The 16494-nt window shown below is 56.4% G+C and carries 16 protein-coding genes; 11 read left to right on the top strand and 5 right to left on the bottom strand.

The window, feature by feature from the left end; genetic code table 11:
• Positions 1-221: 221 nt before the first annotated feature.
• The gene (gene dinB / locus IV493_RS13970) at positions 222-1277 is read left to right on the top strand and encodes a DNA polymerase IV (RefSeq protein WP_147788596.1); all 1056 of its coding nucleotides are present in this window, start codon (positions 222-224) and stop codon (positions 1275-1277) included.
• Positions 1278-1313: 36 nt separating this feature from the next.
• Here dinB and IV493_RS13965 read toward each other — a convergent pair whose 3' ends face one another.
• The 4 genes from IV493_RS13965 to pepD form a co-directional block, all read right to left on the bottom strand.
• Positions 1314-2381 carry a sugar ABC transporter substrate-binding protein gene (locus IV493_RS13965; protein WP_098051390.1) on the bottom strand — a complete coding sequence of 356 codons (1068 nt, stop codon included), beginning with the start codon at positions 2379-2381 and terminating at the stop codon, positions 1314-1316.
• Between the two features lie 25 nt (positions 2382-2406).
• Positions 2407-3408, bottom strand: a complete 1002-nt coding sequence (locus tag IV493_RS13960) for an ABC transporter permease (protein WP_195857310.1) — start codon at positions 3406-3408, stop codon at positions 2407-2409.
• Positions 3405-4910 carry a sugar ABC transporter ATP-binding protein gene (locus tag IV493_RS13955; RefSeq protein ID WP_195857309.1) on the bottom strand — a complete coding sequence of 502 codons (1506 nt, stop codon included), beginning with the start codon at positions 4908-4910 and terminating at the stop codon, positions 3405-3407. Before IV493_RS13955 ends, IV493_RS13960 begins: the two co-directional genes overlap by 4 nt.
• A 259-nt stretch (positions 4911-5169) precedes the next feature.
• Positions 5170-6627: a beta-Ala-His dipeptidase gene (gene pepD, locus IV493_RS13950; protein ID WP_013356903.1), complete on the bottom strand. Its 1458-nt coding sequence runs from the start codon at positions 6625-6627 to the stop codon at positions 5170-5172.
• Positions 6628-6881: 254 nt separating this feature from the next.
• Between pepD and gpt the strand changes: the two genes are divergently transcribed.
• The 3 genes from gpt (at position 6882) to crl (ending at position 9236) form a co-directional block, all read left to right on the top strand.
• A complete protein-coding gene (gene gpt / locus IV493_RS13945) occupies positions 6882-7340 on the top strand; it encodes a xanthine phosphoribosyltransferase (RefSeq protein WP_003851171.1) in 459 nt (152 codons plus the stop codon).
• Between the two features lie 115 nt (positions 7341-7455).
• Positions 7456-8703 (top strand): esterase FrsA, encoded by a 1248-nt coding sequence (gene frsA / locus IV493_RS13940; protein WP_013356905.1) that lies wholly within the window; start codon positions 7456-7458, stop codon positions 8701-8703.
• Positions 8704-8834: 131 nt separating this feature from the next.
• Positions 8835-9236 (top strand): sigma factor-binding protein Crl, encoded by a 402-nt coding sequence (gene crl / locus IV493_RS13935; RefSeq protein WP_013356906.1) that lies wholly within the window; start codon positions 8835-8837, stop codon positions 9234-9236.
• 338 nt (positions 9237-9574) lie between these two features.
• On the opposite strand, the gene ompC is transcribed toward crl, so the two are convergent.
• The gene (gene ompC, locus IV493_RS13930; protein ID WP_013356907.1) at positions 9575-10687 is read right to left on the bottom strand and encodes a porin OmpC; all 1113 of its coding nucleotides are present in this window, start codon (positions 10685-10687) and stop codon (positions 9575-9577) included.
• A gap of 238 nt (positions 10688-10925) precedes the next feature.
• On the opposite strand from ompC, the gene proB reads away from it, so the two are divergent.
• The 7 genes from proB (at position 10926) to IV493_RS13900 (ending at position 16392) form a co-directional block, all read left to right on the top strand.
• Positions 10926-12029, top strand: coding sequence for a glutamate 5-kinase (proB, locus tag IV493_RS13925; protein ID WP_013356908.1), 1104 nt, complete (start codon positions 10926-10928; stop codon positions 12027-12029).
• Between the two features lie 10 nt (positions 12030-12039).
• The gene (gene proA, locus IV493_RS13920; protein ID WP_195857308.1) at positions 12040-13293 is read left to right on the top strand and encodes a glutamate-5-semialdehyde dehydrogenase; all 1254 of its coding nucleotides are present in this window, start codon (positions 12040-12042) and stop codon (positions 13291-13293) included.
• A 360-nt stretch (positions 13294-13653) separates the two neighbouring features.
• Positions 13654-14385, top strand: coding sequence for a S24 family peptidase (locus IV493_RS13915; protein ID WP_195857307.1), 732 nt, complete (start codon positions 13654-13656; stop codon positions 14383-14385).
• 422 nt (positions 14386-14807) lie between these two features.
• The gene (locus IV493_RS18685) at positions 14808-15086 is read left to right on the top strand and encodes a hypothetical protein (RefSeq protein ID WP_033731690.1); all 279 of its coding nucleotides are present in this window, start codon (positions 14808-14810) and stop codon (positions 15084-15086) included.
• A gap of 204 nt (positions 15087-15290) precedes the next feature.
• A complete protein-coding gene (locus IV493_RS13910; protein ID WP_013356911.1) occupies positions 15291-15758 on the top strand; it encodes a glycoside hydrolase family protein in 468 nt (155 codons plus the stop codon).
• On the top strand, positions 15755-16102 hold the full coding sequence (locus tag IV493_RS13905; protein WP_013356912.1) for a hypothetical protein: 348 nt from the start codon (positions 15755-15757) through the stop codon (positions 16100-16102). Before IV493_RS13910 ends, IV493_RS13905 begins: the two co-directional genes overlap by 4 nt.
• Positions 16099-16392 carry a hypothetical protein gene (locus tag IV493_RS13900; protein ID WP_013356913.1) on the top strand — a complete coding sequence of 98 codons (294 nt, stop codon included), beginning with the start codon at positions 16099-16101 and terminating at the stop codon, positions 16390-16392. The genes IV493_RS13905 and IV493_RS13900 overlap by 4 nt, the downstream gene beginning before the upstream one ends.
• Positions 16393-16494: the final 102 nt, after the last annotated feature.

Raw genomic sequence — 16494 nt, 5'->3', positions numbered from 1 at the left:
AGAACATGACGCAAAATGTGCGTCTTTGTTTGCATTATCGGAACTGTCCGCTACCGCAGCGCAACATTAAACATTGTCTGTTTTTTTAGCAAGACGCCGACAGCCAGATTCGCGATTTACTGAAAGATATTCGGCCACAAATTTGTAAACTTTAATTGTGGGCCCGACAAATATTGCAGTTACCCCTGCCAACTGTATACTTATCCAGTGCCGGAGGGGGTATGCGTAAAATCATTCATGTCGATATGGACTGCTTCTATGCCGCGGTGGAGATGCGTGATAATCCCCAGCTGCGCGATATCCCGATCGCCATTGGCGGCAGCCGCGAACGCCGCGGCGTGATCAGCACTGCCAACTATCCGGCCCGCAAATTTGGCGTGCGCAGTGCGATGCCAACCGGCATGGCCCTCAAGTTATGCCCGCATCTGCGCCTGCTGCCAGGTCGTTTCGACGCCTACAAAGAAGCGTCCGCGCAGATTCGCGACATCTTTACCCGCTACACACCGCGGATTGAACCGCTCTCCCTTGATGAAGCCTATCTGGATGTCACCGACAGTCCGCACTGTCACGGCTCCGCCACGCTGATGGCACAGGAAATCCGTGCGACCATCTTCCGTGAAACCGGGCTTACCGCGTCAGCGGGTATCGCGCCAATTAAGTTTCTGGCGAAGATCGCCTCGGACCTGAATAAGCCGGACGGACAGTATGTAATTACCCCGCCGGAGATGGCCGGTTTTCTGCTGTCCCTGCCGCTGGCGAAAATTCCCGGTGTCGGCAAGGTCTCGGCCAAAAAGCTGGAGGAGATGGGGCTGCTCACCTGTGGCGACGTACAGAAGGCTGATTTAGCGCTGCTGCTGAAGCGCTTTGGTAAGTTTGGCCGGGTGCTGTGGGAACGCAGCAACGGCATTGATGATCGTGAGGTGATCGTCGAGCGCGAGCGTAAATCACTGGGGGTGGAACGCACGCTGGCGGAAGATATCAGCGACTGGGACGCCTGCCTGGAGATTATCGACTTTCTCTATGCTGAACTGGATCGCCGGCTGACGCAGATTCGACCGGACAAGCAGGTGGCGCGGCAGGGCGTGAAACTGAAGTTCAGCGATTTTCAGCAGACGACCCAGGAGCATATCTGGCCGGTGCTGAATAAAGAGGACATGATTGCCATCGCCCGGAAAACCTGGGATGAGCGTCGCGCCGGGCGTGGCGTGCGGCTGGTGGGACTGCATGTCACCATGGTGGATCCCCAGCTGGAGCGTCAGCTGCTGCTGGGTCTGTAACGGTCAGCCTCACCAGTCGGCAAGGCTGACGCCGGATTACTTCTTGTATTTCGCCTCAAGGGTCGCAAACCACGGTGCGATGAAATCTTCATTGCCGCCCCAGCCCGGAATGATCTTGTTCAGCGAGGCAACGTTCACCGCGCCAGGCTGACTGTTGAGCTGCTGCTGAGAGATCGACGCGGCTTTAAACTGATACGTCGCTGGCGTCTCTTCACCGGCAATCTTCTTCGCCACCAGACGCATATTCACCGCGCCGATGGTTTTAGGATCGACCGCCACCGTCTGCACCCATGGGCTGTTTTTCTCGCGCATCAGCTGCAAATCCTGGTTCGAGACGTCGATGCTGTAGAGCTTAATCTCGGTACGACCATTCTCCTGCAGCGCCTTGTAAGCACCCTGACTGAACGCATCCCAGGCGCCCCAGATGGCATCGATTTTGCCTTTCGGGTATTTCGCCAGAATCGCACCAATCTTGTTAGCGGTGTCGCCCTGAACGTCTGTTGACACTGCGCCAATCGACTCCAGCTGATGAATGCCCGGGTTCTCTTTCAGCAGTTTTTCATACACGACCTGACGGCGCTCCATCGGCGGGAAACCGGCGACCCACAGCTTGACGATATTCGCCTTACCGTTGAAGTCGTGGATAAGTTGACCTAGCGACAGCTGCGCCAGCGAAGCATCATCCTGCGCAGTGACGGTGACGCCAGGAATCGGGTTATCCACCGGGGTATCAAACACGGACAGCTTAATACCGGCATCGGCGATACGCTTTACCAGTCCGCTGGCGTAGGGTGCTTTGCCATGCGACAGCACGATGCCGTCATATTTCTGGCTGATCGCCTGATTCACGAAATCCTGAAAGCGCGCATCATCGCCGTTGCTGAGAAAGGTGCTGACCTTAAAGCCCAGCTGGCGACCCTGCTGTATGGCACCGGCAACAAACTGGGTGGTGTTGTCATCGGAGCCGAGGTTGCGGATCACCGCAATACGAATCGGGCCATCATGGCTGGCGATTGCCGCAGGCACCGGGGTGACGGTGTCCGCGAAGGCGGCGCTGGCGTTCAGCAGGCTCAGGGCCAGCAGCGAGAGTGTTATTTTTTGCATTGTTATCAACTCCGGTAAACGCGCCTCAGCGGCGCTGGATATAGGTAATCGCCAGTGCTAACGCCAGCACCAGTCCTTTAATAATGTCCATGGCGTAGTAGGGTACAGAGAGCATGACCAGGCCGTTCTGCAGCACGCCGAGGATAACCGCGCCGACCAGCGTGCCCAGCGCGTTGGGCTTGCCGGAACCGGCCAGCGAAAAGCCAATCCACGCCGCCGCGACCGCATCCATCAGGTAGCCGCTGCCGGCATTAACCTGCGAGGAACCGATACGTGAAGCAAGCAGGATGCCGCCCAGACCGGCGAGCAGTGAGGCGATCACATAAGCCAGCACCCGGTAGCGGGTGGTACGGATGCCCGAGAGGCGCGCCGCTTCCGGATTACCGCCCAGCGCATACATGCGGCGGCCATGCTTAGTCAGAGATAGCGCCAGCTGTGCGGCAACGGTCACCACCAGCATAATGATGACGATGGTCGGCACCTGACCCAGCAGGCCAAACGCGGCCGGAATAGTGCCTTCCGCCATATCACCGCTCGGCAGCATCATGTTCTCGGTGATCGACCCGCCAAAGCTGTAGGTCATCGCCACACCCTGAATCACGAAGAGTGTCGCCAGCGTCGCCAGCATGTCGGGGATACGCAGGATCACAATCAGGAAGGCGTTAAACAGTCCGACCAGGGTGCAGAGCGCCAGGGTAATCAGGATTGCGGTGGTCGTGCCGAAGCCGTACCAGACAAACAGCGAAATCACTAACGCATTGGCGAGCGAGGCGGTCGAGCCGACCGACAGATCAAAGCCGCCCACGGTCAGCGAGATGGACACGCCGATCGCAATCACCGTCACAATCGCAATCGATCGCAGAATGTTGATGATGTTGTTGGGCTCAAGGAAGCTGTCAGAGGCCAGGCCAAAGGCAGCGATCAGGATCACCACCGTGAGTAACATGCCCCATTTATAGAGAAAGTCGAACAACTGGTGACGCCACGGCGCGGCCGTCAGGTTCAGGCTGGTTTCTTTGCTGCTCACGCAGGGGTTCCTCCGGTGGAATAGAGCAAAAGCGTCTCTTCGGTGACGTCGCGTGCGGCCAGTTCGGCCACAATACGTCCATCCCAGAGCACGCAAATCCGGTCGCATAAGCCGACCAGTTCAGAAAATTCACCCGACGCGTAGATGATGCCTTTACCCTCGCGCGCCAGGCTGTCGATCAGGGTGAACAGCTCGGTTTTGGCTTTGATATCGACGCCTTTGGTCGGCTCATCGAAAATCAGCACGTCAGCGTTGTTGCGCAGCCATTTGCCAATCGCCACCTTCTGCTGGTTGCCGCCTGAGAGACGCCGCAGTGTCTGTGCCGGGCCGGTGGTGCGCACCTGCAACTGCCGGATAACCTGCTCCGCCCAGCGCCACGCCTGGCGATGCCCGAACAGGCTCCAGCGCGAAAAGCTGTCGTCCGCGCTGACGCTGAGGTTCATCGCCACCGACTCATCGATAAAGATCCCCTCTTTGCGCCGCTCTTCCGGCACCAGCGCCATGCGGCGACTGACCGAGTCGTGCGGCGAGCGCGGCTGCCACGGCTGACCGTGCAGTTCACCGCGACTGACGCGGCTTTTGCTGGCACCAAACAGCGCCTTGCAGAGTTCGGTTTTGCCGGCACCGGCCAGTCCGGCGATGCCCAGAATTTCCCCTTTGTGCAGCCGCAGCGAGATATCCTGCAGCAGCTGCTCATCGTGCAGTCCTTCCACCGCCAGCAGCAGCGGCTGTGTCTGCTGTTCACGGCGGGCCGGGAAGATATCGGTGAGCTGATGGCCCAGCATCTTCTCCACGATCTGCTCGCCGCTCAGCGCCGCCATCGGGCCGGTTTCGATCAACCGGCCATCACGCAGCACCGTCAGCTGGTCGCAGATGGCTTTCAGTTCATGGATGCGGTGAGAGATAAACACTATGCCGATCCCACTGGCCTGCAGACGACGTACCACGGCAAACAGTCGCTCGCTTTCGTGCTGATCCAGCGGGGCAGTGGGTTCATCCAGAATCAGGAAGCGGCAGTGGTGCGACAGCGCCCGCGCCAGCAGAATTTGCTGCTTTTCCGCCAGGGTGCAGCGCTCCACCAGCCGGTTGACGTCCAGTGCCACGTCGAGCTGCGTCAGCAGCGCCCGCGCCTGACGGCGGATCTCACCCCAGCGATAGCGGTGGCCGGGTTCTGCCAGCCGATCCAGCAGAATGTTTTCTGCCACGCTGAGCTGCGGCACCAGCGCCACATCCACTTCCTGCTGAACCAGATGGATACCCAGCTGTTTTGCATCACGTGGCGTGCGGATGGAGACCGGTTCACCATCCAGCAGGATTTCGCCGCTGTAGTGGCTGTGCGCGCCGGAAAGGATCGCCATCAGGGTAGATTTACCCGCGCCGTTCGCGCCGGTCAGGGCATGAACCGAATGGCCGTCACTGCGGAAATCCACCGACGATAGCGCGGCAAACCCGCCAAAAGCGATGGAGATGTTACGCATCTCAAGGCGGTTTAACCCTGGCATGTCATTACTCTCCTGAAGAATCACTGGCCGCATTTTTTCCTGAACCTTCAGGCGCGGCAACAGCCGAAAGCGCATAAGCTAGCACGAAATCTTATTAGCCATCCAGACATCCGGACATAACGGCGGCTGTGACCAGCGAAGCGCGGGAACGTGGCGGAATAGCGGGGTAAAGCGCGGAAAAGGCAGCGAATTATGCTGGGGATAAGTGACAGGCATAAAAAAACCAGGCCGGAGCCTGGTTTACTTTTTTGTGACAGAATTACTTTTCTGGCACCACATTCAGCAGGGTGGTCAGTAATTTCCAGTAAAGACCAACGCTTTCGATGTGAACCTGCTCATCCGGCGAGTGCGGCCCGGTGATGGTCGGCCCAATCGAGACCATATCCATATCCGGATAAGGCTTTTTGAACAGACCACACTCCAGACCGGCGTGAATCACCTGAATGTTCGGGGTCTTATCAAACAGCGCGATATAGGTCTGACGGGTCAGCGCCATGATGGCGGAGTCCGCATCCGGCTGCCAGCCTGGGTAGCCGCCTTTCGCTTTGGTCTGCGCGCCCGCCAGCTGGCCCAGCGAGGTCAGCATCTGCACCACATAATCGCGGCCGGTGTCGATCAGCGAACGGATCAGGCAGTTGATCTCTGCGTGGTCATCTTCCATCGTCACCACACCGATATTCAGTGAGGTTTCGACCACACCTTTCGCCACGTCTGAATTGCGGATCACGCCGTTTGGCGTGCTGTTCAGCAGATTCAGGAAGCGATCGCGGCTGTCGGTGCTCAGGGCATTACCCTGATGCGCCAGCGGCTCAGTGACCAGTGCGATGTTTGGCTCTTTAACGCCATGCTCGTTTTTGATGGCGCTCAGGAAGTGCGCCGCTGCGGATTTCAGCGCATCCGCTTTGTGACTCTCGACCGCCACAGTAGCAAAGGCTTCACGCGGAATCGCGTTGCGCAGCGTACCGCCGCTGAACGCCAGCAGACGCAGATCCAGTTCAGCCGCGTGTGCCGCCAGGAAGCGTGCCAGCAGTTTGTTGGCGTTGCCGAGGCCCATATGAATGTCGGCACCGGAGTGACCGCCACGCAGTCCCTTCAGCGTCAGCTTCAGGGTCTGGAACTCAGCAGGCACGGCTTCGCGGGTCAGTGGCAGGGTAGAGACGAAGTCGATACCGCCTGCACAACCCATGTAGATCTCACCTTCTTCTTCGGAGTCGGTGTTGATCAGGATTTCAGCCTGCAGCCAGTTGGGTTGCAGACCGAACGCGCCATCCATGCCAGTCTCTTCGGTCATGGTCAGCAGCACTTCCAGCGGGCCATGCGTCAGGCTGTTGTCAGCCAGCACCGCCAGCGCAGAAGCCATACCGATGCCGTTGTCCGCGCCCAGCGTGGTGCCGCGTGCTTTTACCCACTCGCCGTCAATCCAGGGCTGAATCGGGTCTTTGGTGAAGTCATGCACGGTGTCGTTATTTTTCTGCGGCACCATGTCCAGATGCGCCTGCAGCGCAACCGGGGTACGGTTTTCCATGCCTGCGGTGGCGGGCTTACGAATCAGGATGTTGCCGACCTGATCGCGCTCACACCAAAAGCCCTGCTCTTTAGCCCAGCCGGTGATGTAGTTCGCCAGCGCTTCTTCGTGAAAAGAGGGATGGGGAATAGAGCAGATCTTAGCGAAAATATCCCACAGTGGCTGTGGAGAGAGTTGAGACAATTCAGACACGACAGGTCTCCTGTGTCAGTGTACCGGCGAGGCCGGACATCGCGAGTTTCCAGTGAAAAATCGCCGTCAGAGAATCTGACGAGCCAGGCCTGAGAATATCACTGTTTTTTACCGGGTGCGCTCTCAGACGCGCTAAAAAGCCGCAACCAGCGCGCGGGTGCTGGTTTTTAGTGCGTCAACTCCTTATAATCTCGCGCAACCTTTTCCCCGTTGCACATTTTTACGCCACCTCGGTTGGCTGGGATTTCTATTTTATGAGCGAAAAATACGTCGTTACCTGGGACATGCTTCAGATTCATGCCCGTAAACTGGCCCAGCGCCTGCTTCCTGTTGAACAGTGGACAGGCATTATCGCGGTGAGCCGCGGCGGTCTGGTACCGGCTTCGCTGCTGGCACGTGAACTGGGTATCCGCTACGTTGATACCGTCTGCATCTCCAGCTATGACCACGATCATCAGCGCGAAATGAAAGTGCTGAAGCGTGCGGAAGGCGACGGTGAAGGCTTTATCGTGATCGATGACCTGGTGGATACCGGCGGCACCGCTCAGGCGATTCGCGAGATGTACCCGAAAGCGCGTTTCTGCACCATTTTCGCGAAACCCGCTGGTCGCTCACTGGTTGATGATTATATTGTCGATATTCCGCAGGATACCTGGATTGAGCAGCCGTGGGATATGGGCGTGGTCTACATTCCGCCGATTGTAAAAAACTGATTGATACACATCAGACAACGCCCGGTTTTCCGGGCGTTGTGCTTTCTGAGCCTCGCACCCCGAATTGCCGTACAGTACACTTAGCCATCGCCGTTCTGTTGCAGGAGAAGTGAGTATGACGAGCAAAAATCTCAGCGAGGAGCTATTCAAGCCGCGCTTTAAGCATCCTGAAACCTCTTCCCTGGTTCGCCGCCAGCATCACGCTACCCCGGATATCCACTCAGCCCTGGATGGTGACAGCCAGCGTGGCTGGTATCGCATGCTGAACAAGCTGATGTGGACATGGCGCGGCCTGACGCCGCAGGAGATCAGTGAAGTGCTGGCGCGTATTGCCATCAGCAACGTTGAACATACCGATGAGACGCTGCTCGATACGGTAATCGGTTTCCGCAGCGGTAACTGGCATTTTGAATGGTGCAGACAGGCAGGCATCTGGCAGCAGAAAGCGCTGGAGGCGACCGACGACAGCGAGGCGGGTGACTACTGGCTGCACGCGGCGCACCTCTATAGCGTTGCCGCTTATCCCTATATAAAAGGCGATGAGCTGGCTGACCAGGCACAGACGCTGGCCAATCGCGCCTATGAAGAGGCCACTCAGCGGTTGCCGGGCGAACTGAAATCCCTGACGTTTGCCATCACGGGCGGCAGTCCGGTTAGCGGCTTTCTGCACATACCACCGGATGTCGAAGCGCCTTATCCCACCGTGCTGTTCTGCGGCGCGCTCGACTCGTTACAGAGCGATCATTACCGCCTGTTCCATGACTATCTTGCCCCGCGCGGCATTGCGATGCTGACCATTGATGTGCCGTCGGTGGGTAACTCGGTGAAATGGACGCTGAATCAGGACACCAGTTTTCTGCATCAGCAGGTGTTGCGCGATCTGAAAAACGTGCCCTGGGTTGACCACACCCGCGTGGCGGCGTTTGGTTATCGCTTTGGCGCGAACGTGGCGGTGCGGCTGGCCTATCTGGAATCGCAGCGGCTGCGCGGCGTCGCCTGTCTTGGCCCGATTGTGCATGCGCTGCTGACGCAGACGGCATTGCAGGATGAGATCCCGGATATGTATATGGATATGCTGGCAAGCCGGTTAGGCATGGCGACCACTTCCGACAGCGCGCTGCGCACCGAACTCAATCGTTATTCGCTTAAAACCCAGGGATTGCTGGGCCGCCGGACGCCGACACCGATGCTGTCGGGTTACTGGCAGAACGATCTTTTCAGTCCGGAAGAAGAGAGCAAGCTGATCGCTAACTCGTCGTCAGACGGCAAAGCGCTGCTGATTCCGGTGAAGCCGATGATGGCCAGTTTCGACAAGGCGCTGAATGAGATTTGCGACTGGCTGGAGAAGCGTTTAAAAAGGTAACTGGCAAAATTTACAGTATTTGCTACAACTAGTAGCGGAATTCTTCCGGGCGGCCTTATAAAGGCTTATGACGTAATCAGGCCGCCCGGAAATCAAGGCTGTATAGCGGTCAAAACCTATGGAGAATCAGCATGACGTTACCAAGTGGTCATCCCCGCAGTCGCCTGCTTAAGCGTTTTACCGAGCTTGGGCCTTATATTCGCGATGGGAAATGTGGCGAAACCCGCTTCTTCTTCGACTGTCTGGCTGCCTGCGTCAATGTGAAACCGGCACCGGAACTGCGTGAGTTCTGGGGCTGGTGGATGGAGCTGGAAGCGCAGGCTGACCACTTTACCTATGTCTACCATATTGGTCTGTTCGATAAAGAGGGCGACTGGTCGGTGGCAAACATCAAAGGTAAAGAGAACACGGCACGTGTGGAAGAGACCTTACGGAATTTCCATACCCGCCTGAAAGCGATGCTGAAGGAGTTAGAGCTGGATCTTATCCCGGCCAGCGACTTCGATGAGAAACCGGTGAAGCTGAGCGCCTGATTAGGTAGTTCAGTAAAATAAAGACGAAAAAAATGGCGAGTTTAAAAACTCGCCATTTTTGTTGAAGTCTGGCCCGCTGTTAGATCGCGTTTTCGCAGAGAACACGGTCAGATCGGAAAGACGCAAAAGCCGCCATCCATGGCACGCTCTGCTCACGCGATTACGCACCTCATCCCTGAGGTGCGTCCGTAAACGGGCCAACGCTTTGCGTTGTTCAAAAACGCTCCCGGCGTTTTTGTCCGTGGCGTGGGACGCTTTCCTCTTCTGACCGTGTTCCCTGCGTGTTGAATTTATGCGTTGCTGCCAGATCCAAATCCGCCCGGTTTTCGAGCCTCAAATCAGAACTGGTAAGTCACACCCATTGCCACAATGTCGTCGTTGTTGATCGACAGCGCGTTGTCATCATCCAGCTGGTTGATTTTGTAATCCACGAAGGCGGACATGTTTTTGTTGAAGTAGTAGGTTGCACCCACATCGATATATTTCACCAGATCTGCATCACCGATACCGTTTTCAATATCTTTGCCTTTGGTCTGCACATAGCCAATAGAAGGACGCAGGCCGAAATCAAACTGATACTGCGCCACCAGTTCGATGTTCTGCGCTTTGTTGGCTGCGCCCGCGACGGCAGCGCCGGTATTACGGTTGGTGCCGCTGATTGGCGTCATGTTGCGGGTATCGGTGTAAATCGCCGCCAGGTAAACGCTGTTGGCATCATACTTCACCCCTGCGCCCCAGGAATCTGCGCGGTCACCGCCGCCATAGGCGCGCGCCTGCTGCTGGTTGGTGCGGTCAGATGAGGTGATGGCACTCATCAGGCTCACGCCGCTATCACCCAGCGCATAGCCCAGTGAAGCACCGTAGCCGTCGCCGTTCTGGCGGTTAATGTCAGTACGGCTGTTGGCGCTGGTGGCGTCGTTCTTGCCCTGATACTGCAGCGCAAATTTCAGGCCATCGACCAGACCAAAGAAGTTGTTGTTGCGGTAAGTGGCGACGCCGGTGGCGCGCTGGGTCATAAAGTTATCGGAACGGGCCGTGCCGTCCCCACCGAATTCCGGGAACACGTCGGTCCAGGCTTCAACGTCATACAGCACGCCATAGTTACGGCCATAATCCACCGAACCATACTGCGAGAATTTCAGGCCAGCAAAACCCAGGCGGGTCTTGTTGCCGTTATTGGCGTCGCTGCCTTCAGAGTTATTAACGTTGTACTGATATTCCCACTGACCGTAACCGGTCATCAGGTCATTAATCTGCGTCTGGCCTTTAAAGCCGATACGGGTATAAGACTTGTCACCGTCTGCGCTGGCATTATCGCTGATGTAGTGCTCAGCTTTAACTTTGCCGTATAAATCCAGTTTGTTGCCGTCTTTGTTATAGATTTCGGCAGCGTGCGCGGCAGAAGCCAGCGTCAGCGTGGAGACGATCATGGCCAGTGTGCTTTTCTTCATTTGCTATCAATCCCAATGTGAACGCCGTAAAAAAACGAAAGTTTTTGTAAAACACCGACTTTTTACCCGTCCGTGATGAACTTTTTATGACACTTTTCCGGATTTCTTGTTAATGCTGAACTTTTGGTCTACCGCCTTGTCCGCGTAAATTCGTGCTTTTCCCCCGCTGGCTGTTGGCTTCCGTATCGACTCCTGTTAAAACGTCCTTTCGTAAAAATTTTTCACTACGGCAGGAAATATGAGTGGCAGTCAGACCTTAGTGGTCAAGTTGGGTACCAGCGTTCTTACCGGCGGCTCTCGCCGGTTAAATCGGGCGCACATGGTGGAACTGGTTCGTCAGTGTGCGCAGCAGCATGCCGCAGGCCACCGCATTGTGATCGTCACTTCTGGCGCGATGGCCGCCGGACGCGAACATCTGGGCTACCCCGAACTGCCACCCACCATCGCCTCAAAGCAGCTGCTGGCTGCGGTGGGGCAGAGCCGTCTGATTCAGCTGTGGGAACAGTTATTCTCCATCTATGGCATCCATATTGGTCAGATGCTGCTGACCCGTGCCGACATGGAAGATCGCGAACGTTTCCTGAATGCCCGCGATACGCTGCGCGCGTTGCTGGATAACCACATTGTGCCGGTGATCAACGAGAACGATGCGGTTGCTACCGCTGAAATCAAAGTGGGCGACAACGACAATCTTTCGGCGCTGGCGGCGATGCTCGGCGGTGCCGACAAGCTGCTGCTGCTGACCGATCAGCAGGGTCTGTTTACCGCCGATCCGCGCAACAATCCTGACGCTGAGCTGATCAGCGACGTCCACGTGATCGATGATGCGTTACGCGCGCTCGCGGGTGACAGCGTATCCGGTCTCGGCACCGGCGGTATGTCGACCAAGCTTCAGGCGGCGGATGTTGCCTGCCGCGCCGGAATAGACGTGATTATCGCCTCGGGCAGTCGCAGCGGTGTGATCAGCGATGTGATTGACGGTAAGCCGGTTGGTACGCGATTCCATGCACAGCAATCGCCGCTGGAGAACCGTAAACGCTGGATTTTCGGTGCGCCACCGGCGGGCGAACTCACCGTCGATGACGGGGCACTGGCGGCCATCATTGAACGCGGCAGTTCGCTGCTGCCCAAGGGCATTCGCGCAATCCAGGGGAATTTCTCGCGCGGTGAAGTGATCCGCATCCGCAGCCTGCAGGGCCGGGATATTGCTCACGGTGTTTCTCGCTACAACAGTGACGCGATGCGCATGATTGCCGGCCATCACAGCCAGCAGATCAGCGAAATTCTGGGATATGAATATGGCCCGGTGGCCGTTCACCGCGACGACATGATCGTCAGTTAAGGAGCGGACAATGCTTGAAGAGATGGGAAAAGCGGCGCGTGCCGCAGCGTATACCGTGGCCGATCTGTCGACGGCTGAGAAGAATCAGGTTCTGATGACCATTGCTGACCGCCTTGAGGCGGAGAGCGCAGACATTCTGGCTGCTAACGAGCTGGATTTAGCCGATGCGCGTCAGAACGGCATGAGTGCCGCGCTGTTAGACCGGCTGACACTCAACCCGCAACGCCTCGCCAGCATCGCCAGCGATGTGCGTCAGGTCTGTCAGCTGGCCGATCCGGTGGGACAGTTAATCGACGGCGGTCAGCTCGACAGCGGACTGCGTATTGAACGCCGTCGCGTGCCGCTGGGCGTTGTTGCAGTCATTTATGAGGCGCGTCCTAACGTCACGGTTGATGTCGCCAGCCTGTGTCTGAAAACCGGCAACGCCGCCATTCTGCGTGGCGGCAAAGAGACCTGGCGCACCAATGCGGCCACCGTCCGGGTGATCCAGAACGCGCTGAAACAGCACGGTCTGCCGACGGCTATCGTGCAGGCGATTGAAAATCCGGATCGCGAGCTGGTGAATCAGCTGCTGAAGCTGGATCGCTACGTCGATATGCTCATCCCGCGTGGCGGAGCCGGGCTGCACAAGCTGTGCCGGGAAAACTCCACTATCCCGGTGATTACCGGCGGCATCGGCGTCTGTCACATCTATATTGATGAGACGATGGAGATTGAACCGGCGCTTGATCTGATCGTCAACGCCAAAAAACAGCGTCCCAGCGCCTGTAACTCGCTGGAAACGCTGCTGGTGGAGCAGGCGATGGCCGAACGTTTCCTGCCCGCTTTCAGCGCGCGTATGGCGCAGGAAGGCATTGCGCTGCATGCTGACAGCAACGTGCTGGCGCAGTTGCAGCAGGGCCCGGCTTCGGTCATCCAGGTTAATCCTCAGCAGTACAATGATGAGTGGCTGTCGCTGGATCTTAACGTCAAATTAGTGGCGGATATGGATGAGGCGATCGATCACATCCGTACGCACGGCACGCAGCACTCGGATGCCATCCTGACCCGTGACACCCGCAACGCCGCGCGTTTTGTTCGTCAGGTCGACTCCTCAGCGGTCTATGTTAACGCCAGCACCCGCTTCACCGATGGCGGGCAGTTTGGCCTGGGTGCGGAAGTGGCGGTCAGTACCCAGAAGCTGCATGCACGCGGGCCAATGGGATTAGAGGCGCTGACAACCTATAAATGGATTGCCTGGGGCGACGACACGCTCCGGTCATAGCTACGATAATTTTTAACAAAACGGGAGTCTTTCAGAGACTCCCGTTTTTTTTAGCCCGGCTTTCCGGTCCAGTGAAAGATAGAGTTTTCTGCCCGCCTGATCAATTTTCATTCCGATTTCGTCACTATTGCCCGTTATGCTGGCTGAATTTCACGCAATTTCTTACGGAACATTCCTGAAAGCCGGGGCTGTATGCGGCCTGAGGCAATATTTTTTGTTCAGCTGCAGGCCGGAGCGGATAATGATAATTAGAAATGCTTGATAAAGCGGTTAGGTAGTAAACGAGCGGTAATATAAAATGAACTGGTAGCAATAATGAAAATAACATCCAGTATCTCTTCTATGGCTGATTATTAACTAATGGTTAAAAAAGAAAGTACAAGACAAGCTTTCACCACCAGGCTGATAGCGGCCTGTGAGAGTGCCGGCATTGTCGGACATGGACGAAACAAACAGGTTGCCAGAGCCCTGCAGCAGCAGGGCTGTAAGATTTCAACACCAGGAGTGTGGAAGTGGTTTAACGCGCAGTCAGTGCCTGATGGCGGCAATTTACTGGCGCTCAGCCAGCTGCTGGGAGTCAGGGTAGAGTGGCTGCAATACGGTATGGAACAACCCACAGACCCGGTAACGCTGAGTACGTTTACCGGCCATAAGAATGTGTTTCGGGTGGATAGCCTTGATATCGGGCAGCGAAGCGCTGCGGGTCTGCCCGCGCGTGATGAGTTTGTAGAGACCATCCAGGCGATCGAATATGGTCTGGATGAGGCGCGGGTGCTATTCAACGGGCGTCCGGCGGAGAACATCCGGTTAATTGCCATCAATAGCGACTCTATGGCTGACACCTTTGCACCGCGCGATCAGCTGTTTGTGGATATCAGCGTGCGGATGTTCGACGGTGATGGCATCTATATTTTTACCCTCGATGAGCAACTCTATCTCAAGCGTCTGCAGCTGCAGCATAAGAAAATTGCTGTAATTTCAGATAATAAACGCTATGAAACCTGGTATATCAATCACGACGACGTTACCAGCCTGAAGGTCCTGGCAAAAGTGATCATGAGTCAGGCGCGTCACTATCAGATCCTCGGCTAAGGCCGCTTTTGCCGCCTTTCTCAGACAGGCTGCAAAAAAATAATCGGCATAAATTCATAAATTTAACCAGCAGTAAATAAAAAATTAACCAACAGTGTTTGATAAAGCATAAGAACCTGTTAATAATTTGGATATGGATGAACGAAGCAGTTCTTTCACGGATGAGCCGCTCTTAAACAATTGAGGCGCTGCACAAGCGCGAATCATACCACCCAAAAGTCAGTGAACTTTGGGATGGGGTGGATGCGCAAAATGCAGCGTCGTCAGATGCCGTTTATTTCCCCTCGCTTACTTTCCACCTGGCTGCTAACGCAGCCGGGCGGCGAGCGTGCGAGCGCGATACACGTCATTCGGGCCCGTTCGGATCACCGAAAGCTCGCGCCTGCCACCCCATCGCCAAAGACTCATTCACAGGAGGAGTTATGGCGATAATTCACTATGGCAAAAGCGTTTTTGTGGGCAACGCACGTACTCGTCGCCATCGGCGGCGCCAACCTCTCAGCAGCCTGACTCAGAGCATCGACCAGGCCCTGAACTTCCCAACTGAACCCCCCGTCCTGAGACGTGCAGAGCAAATCTGCCAGCGTCAGGTCGCCCCGCGCGTTGATCGCGCAATCACTGCACCCCGCGTCACCAGTCAGGAAACACCCAGTTTCGACAATTGCTGTCTTCCGCATGTTCACCTCTACGCCGTGAGCTGAAGCGCGAAGAAAGCGTGCATTTCCGTTCCGGCTAACTCTTCGTTATCTCCAGCTATCACTGGACGCAATTTGCTGAATTACTGTTCAGTTTTGCTGCAGGGTCAGTCAGGCCTCTTGCCGCGCCTGAACGGGTAATGATCAGCAGGCGTTATGTATTTCTTTTCACAATGGTGAATTGCTTTAACCCGTCATTAAGGAGTCGTTATGAGCCAGATAATTGCAGTACTGAATTTTGAAGAGGGATATGTCGACACGCCTTACCTCGACACGCTGGGCTTTCCCACGGTCGCGGGCGGTATCCGCATCGGGCCTAAGGGGGCATCGCTGAGTAATTACACTTTCCGCGTGCCACGGCGCGTCGGGGATGTCTGGAAGCAGTGCATTCTTGAAAACAAAGTTCAGGAGATGCAGGGCAGGGATCTGCTGCGTAACGCGCTGGCGAAGTGCAATGACGCCCGCACGGATGTGTTGCTGAGCATGACCTATCAGCTGGGCGTCGAAGGCGTTATGCAGTTCAAAAACATGCTCACCGCCATCGCTGCTGAACAATTCAATGAGGCAGCTGACGCGATGATGAACAGCCTCTGGGCCCGCCAGACACCGGGCCGCGCCCGGCGTCATGCGGAGATGATGCGCAGCGGAACCTATGCGGTTTACAGGGGGCTGCTATGAGATGGCTCATGTTTCTCGTCGCCGTACTGACGGCGATCATCATCCTGCTGCTGTTGCAGCGCTTCACCACCCTGCAATTTGTCTCTCATGCCCGCCTGCTCTTCAAAACCTGGTCCGTCTGGCTCGCGTCGCTGGGATCCATGCTCAGCGCCTGGGCACAGTCATTCCCTTCTGCCGCCGTTGATGCCTGGAACGTGCTGCCGGAGGACGTGAAATCGATTCTGCCACACAACTACCTGGGGTTTGTGGGGGCGTTCATGGTGGCGATGGGCGTGATTGCACAATTTGTTCGTCAGAAAAATCTGCTTAACGCGAAAGAGCAAACGGAAGGAGCGAAACCATGACGCTGATTACCACTTTACTGGGCGGCAGCTGGCACTGGCTTGCTGCACTGGCCGGCATCATTGCGGCACTGGGCGCCAGTTATTTCGGCGGCAGGAAAATCGGCAAAGTGCAGCAAAAAGCGCGATCTGACGTCGCAAACGCGCAACAGGAGGCGTCCCGCGTCAGCGCAGTGGCGCAACAACAACAACATAACCGCGAGGAGGCTAACCGTGTGGCGACTGACAACCATAGCCTTGATGACGCTGCTGCTCGCGACAAGCTGCAGCAGTCGAAATACCACAAACCCTGAGCCGGTGGCGATCACCGACTCTGCCTGCGTACTTTTTTCCCCTCTTTATACCTACGGCGATGACGCGCAAAAAATGGACGTCAGGACAGTGCGCGCCATCAA

The sequence above is a fragment of the Pantoea sp. SM3640 genome (assembly GCF_015654165.1).
GTDB classification, from domain to species: Bacteria; Pseudomonadota; Gammaproteobacteria; order Enterobacterales; family Enterobacteriaceae; genus Pantoea; species Pantoea vagans.
The sequence above is the reverse complement of the archived record's forward strand: the minus strand, read 5'-3'. Positions and strand labels throughout refer to the sequence as shown.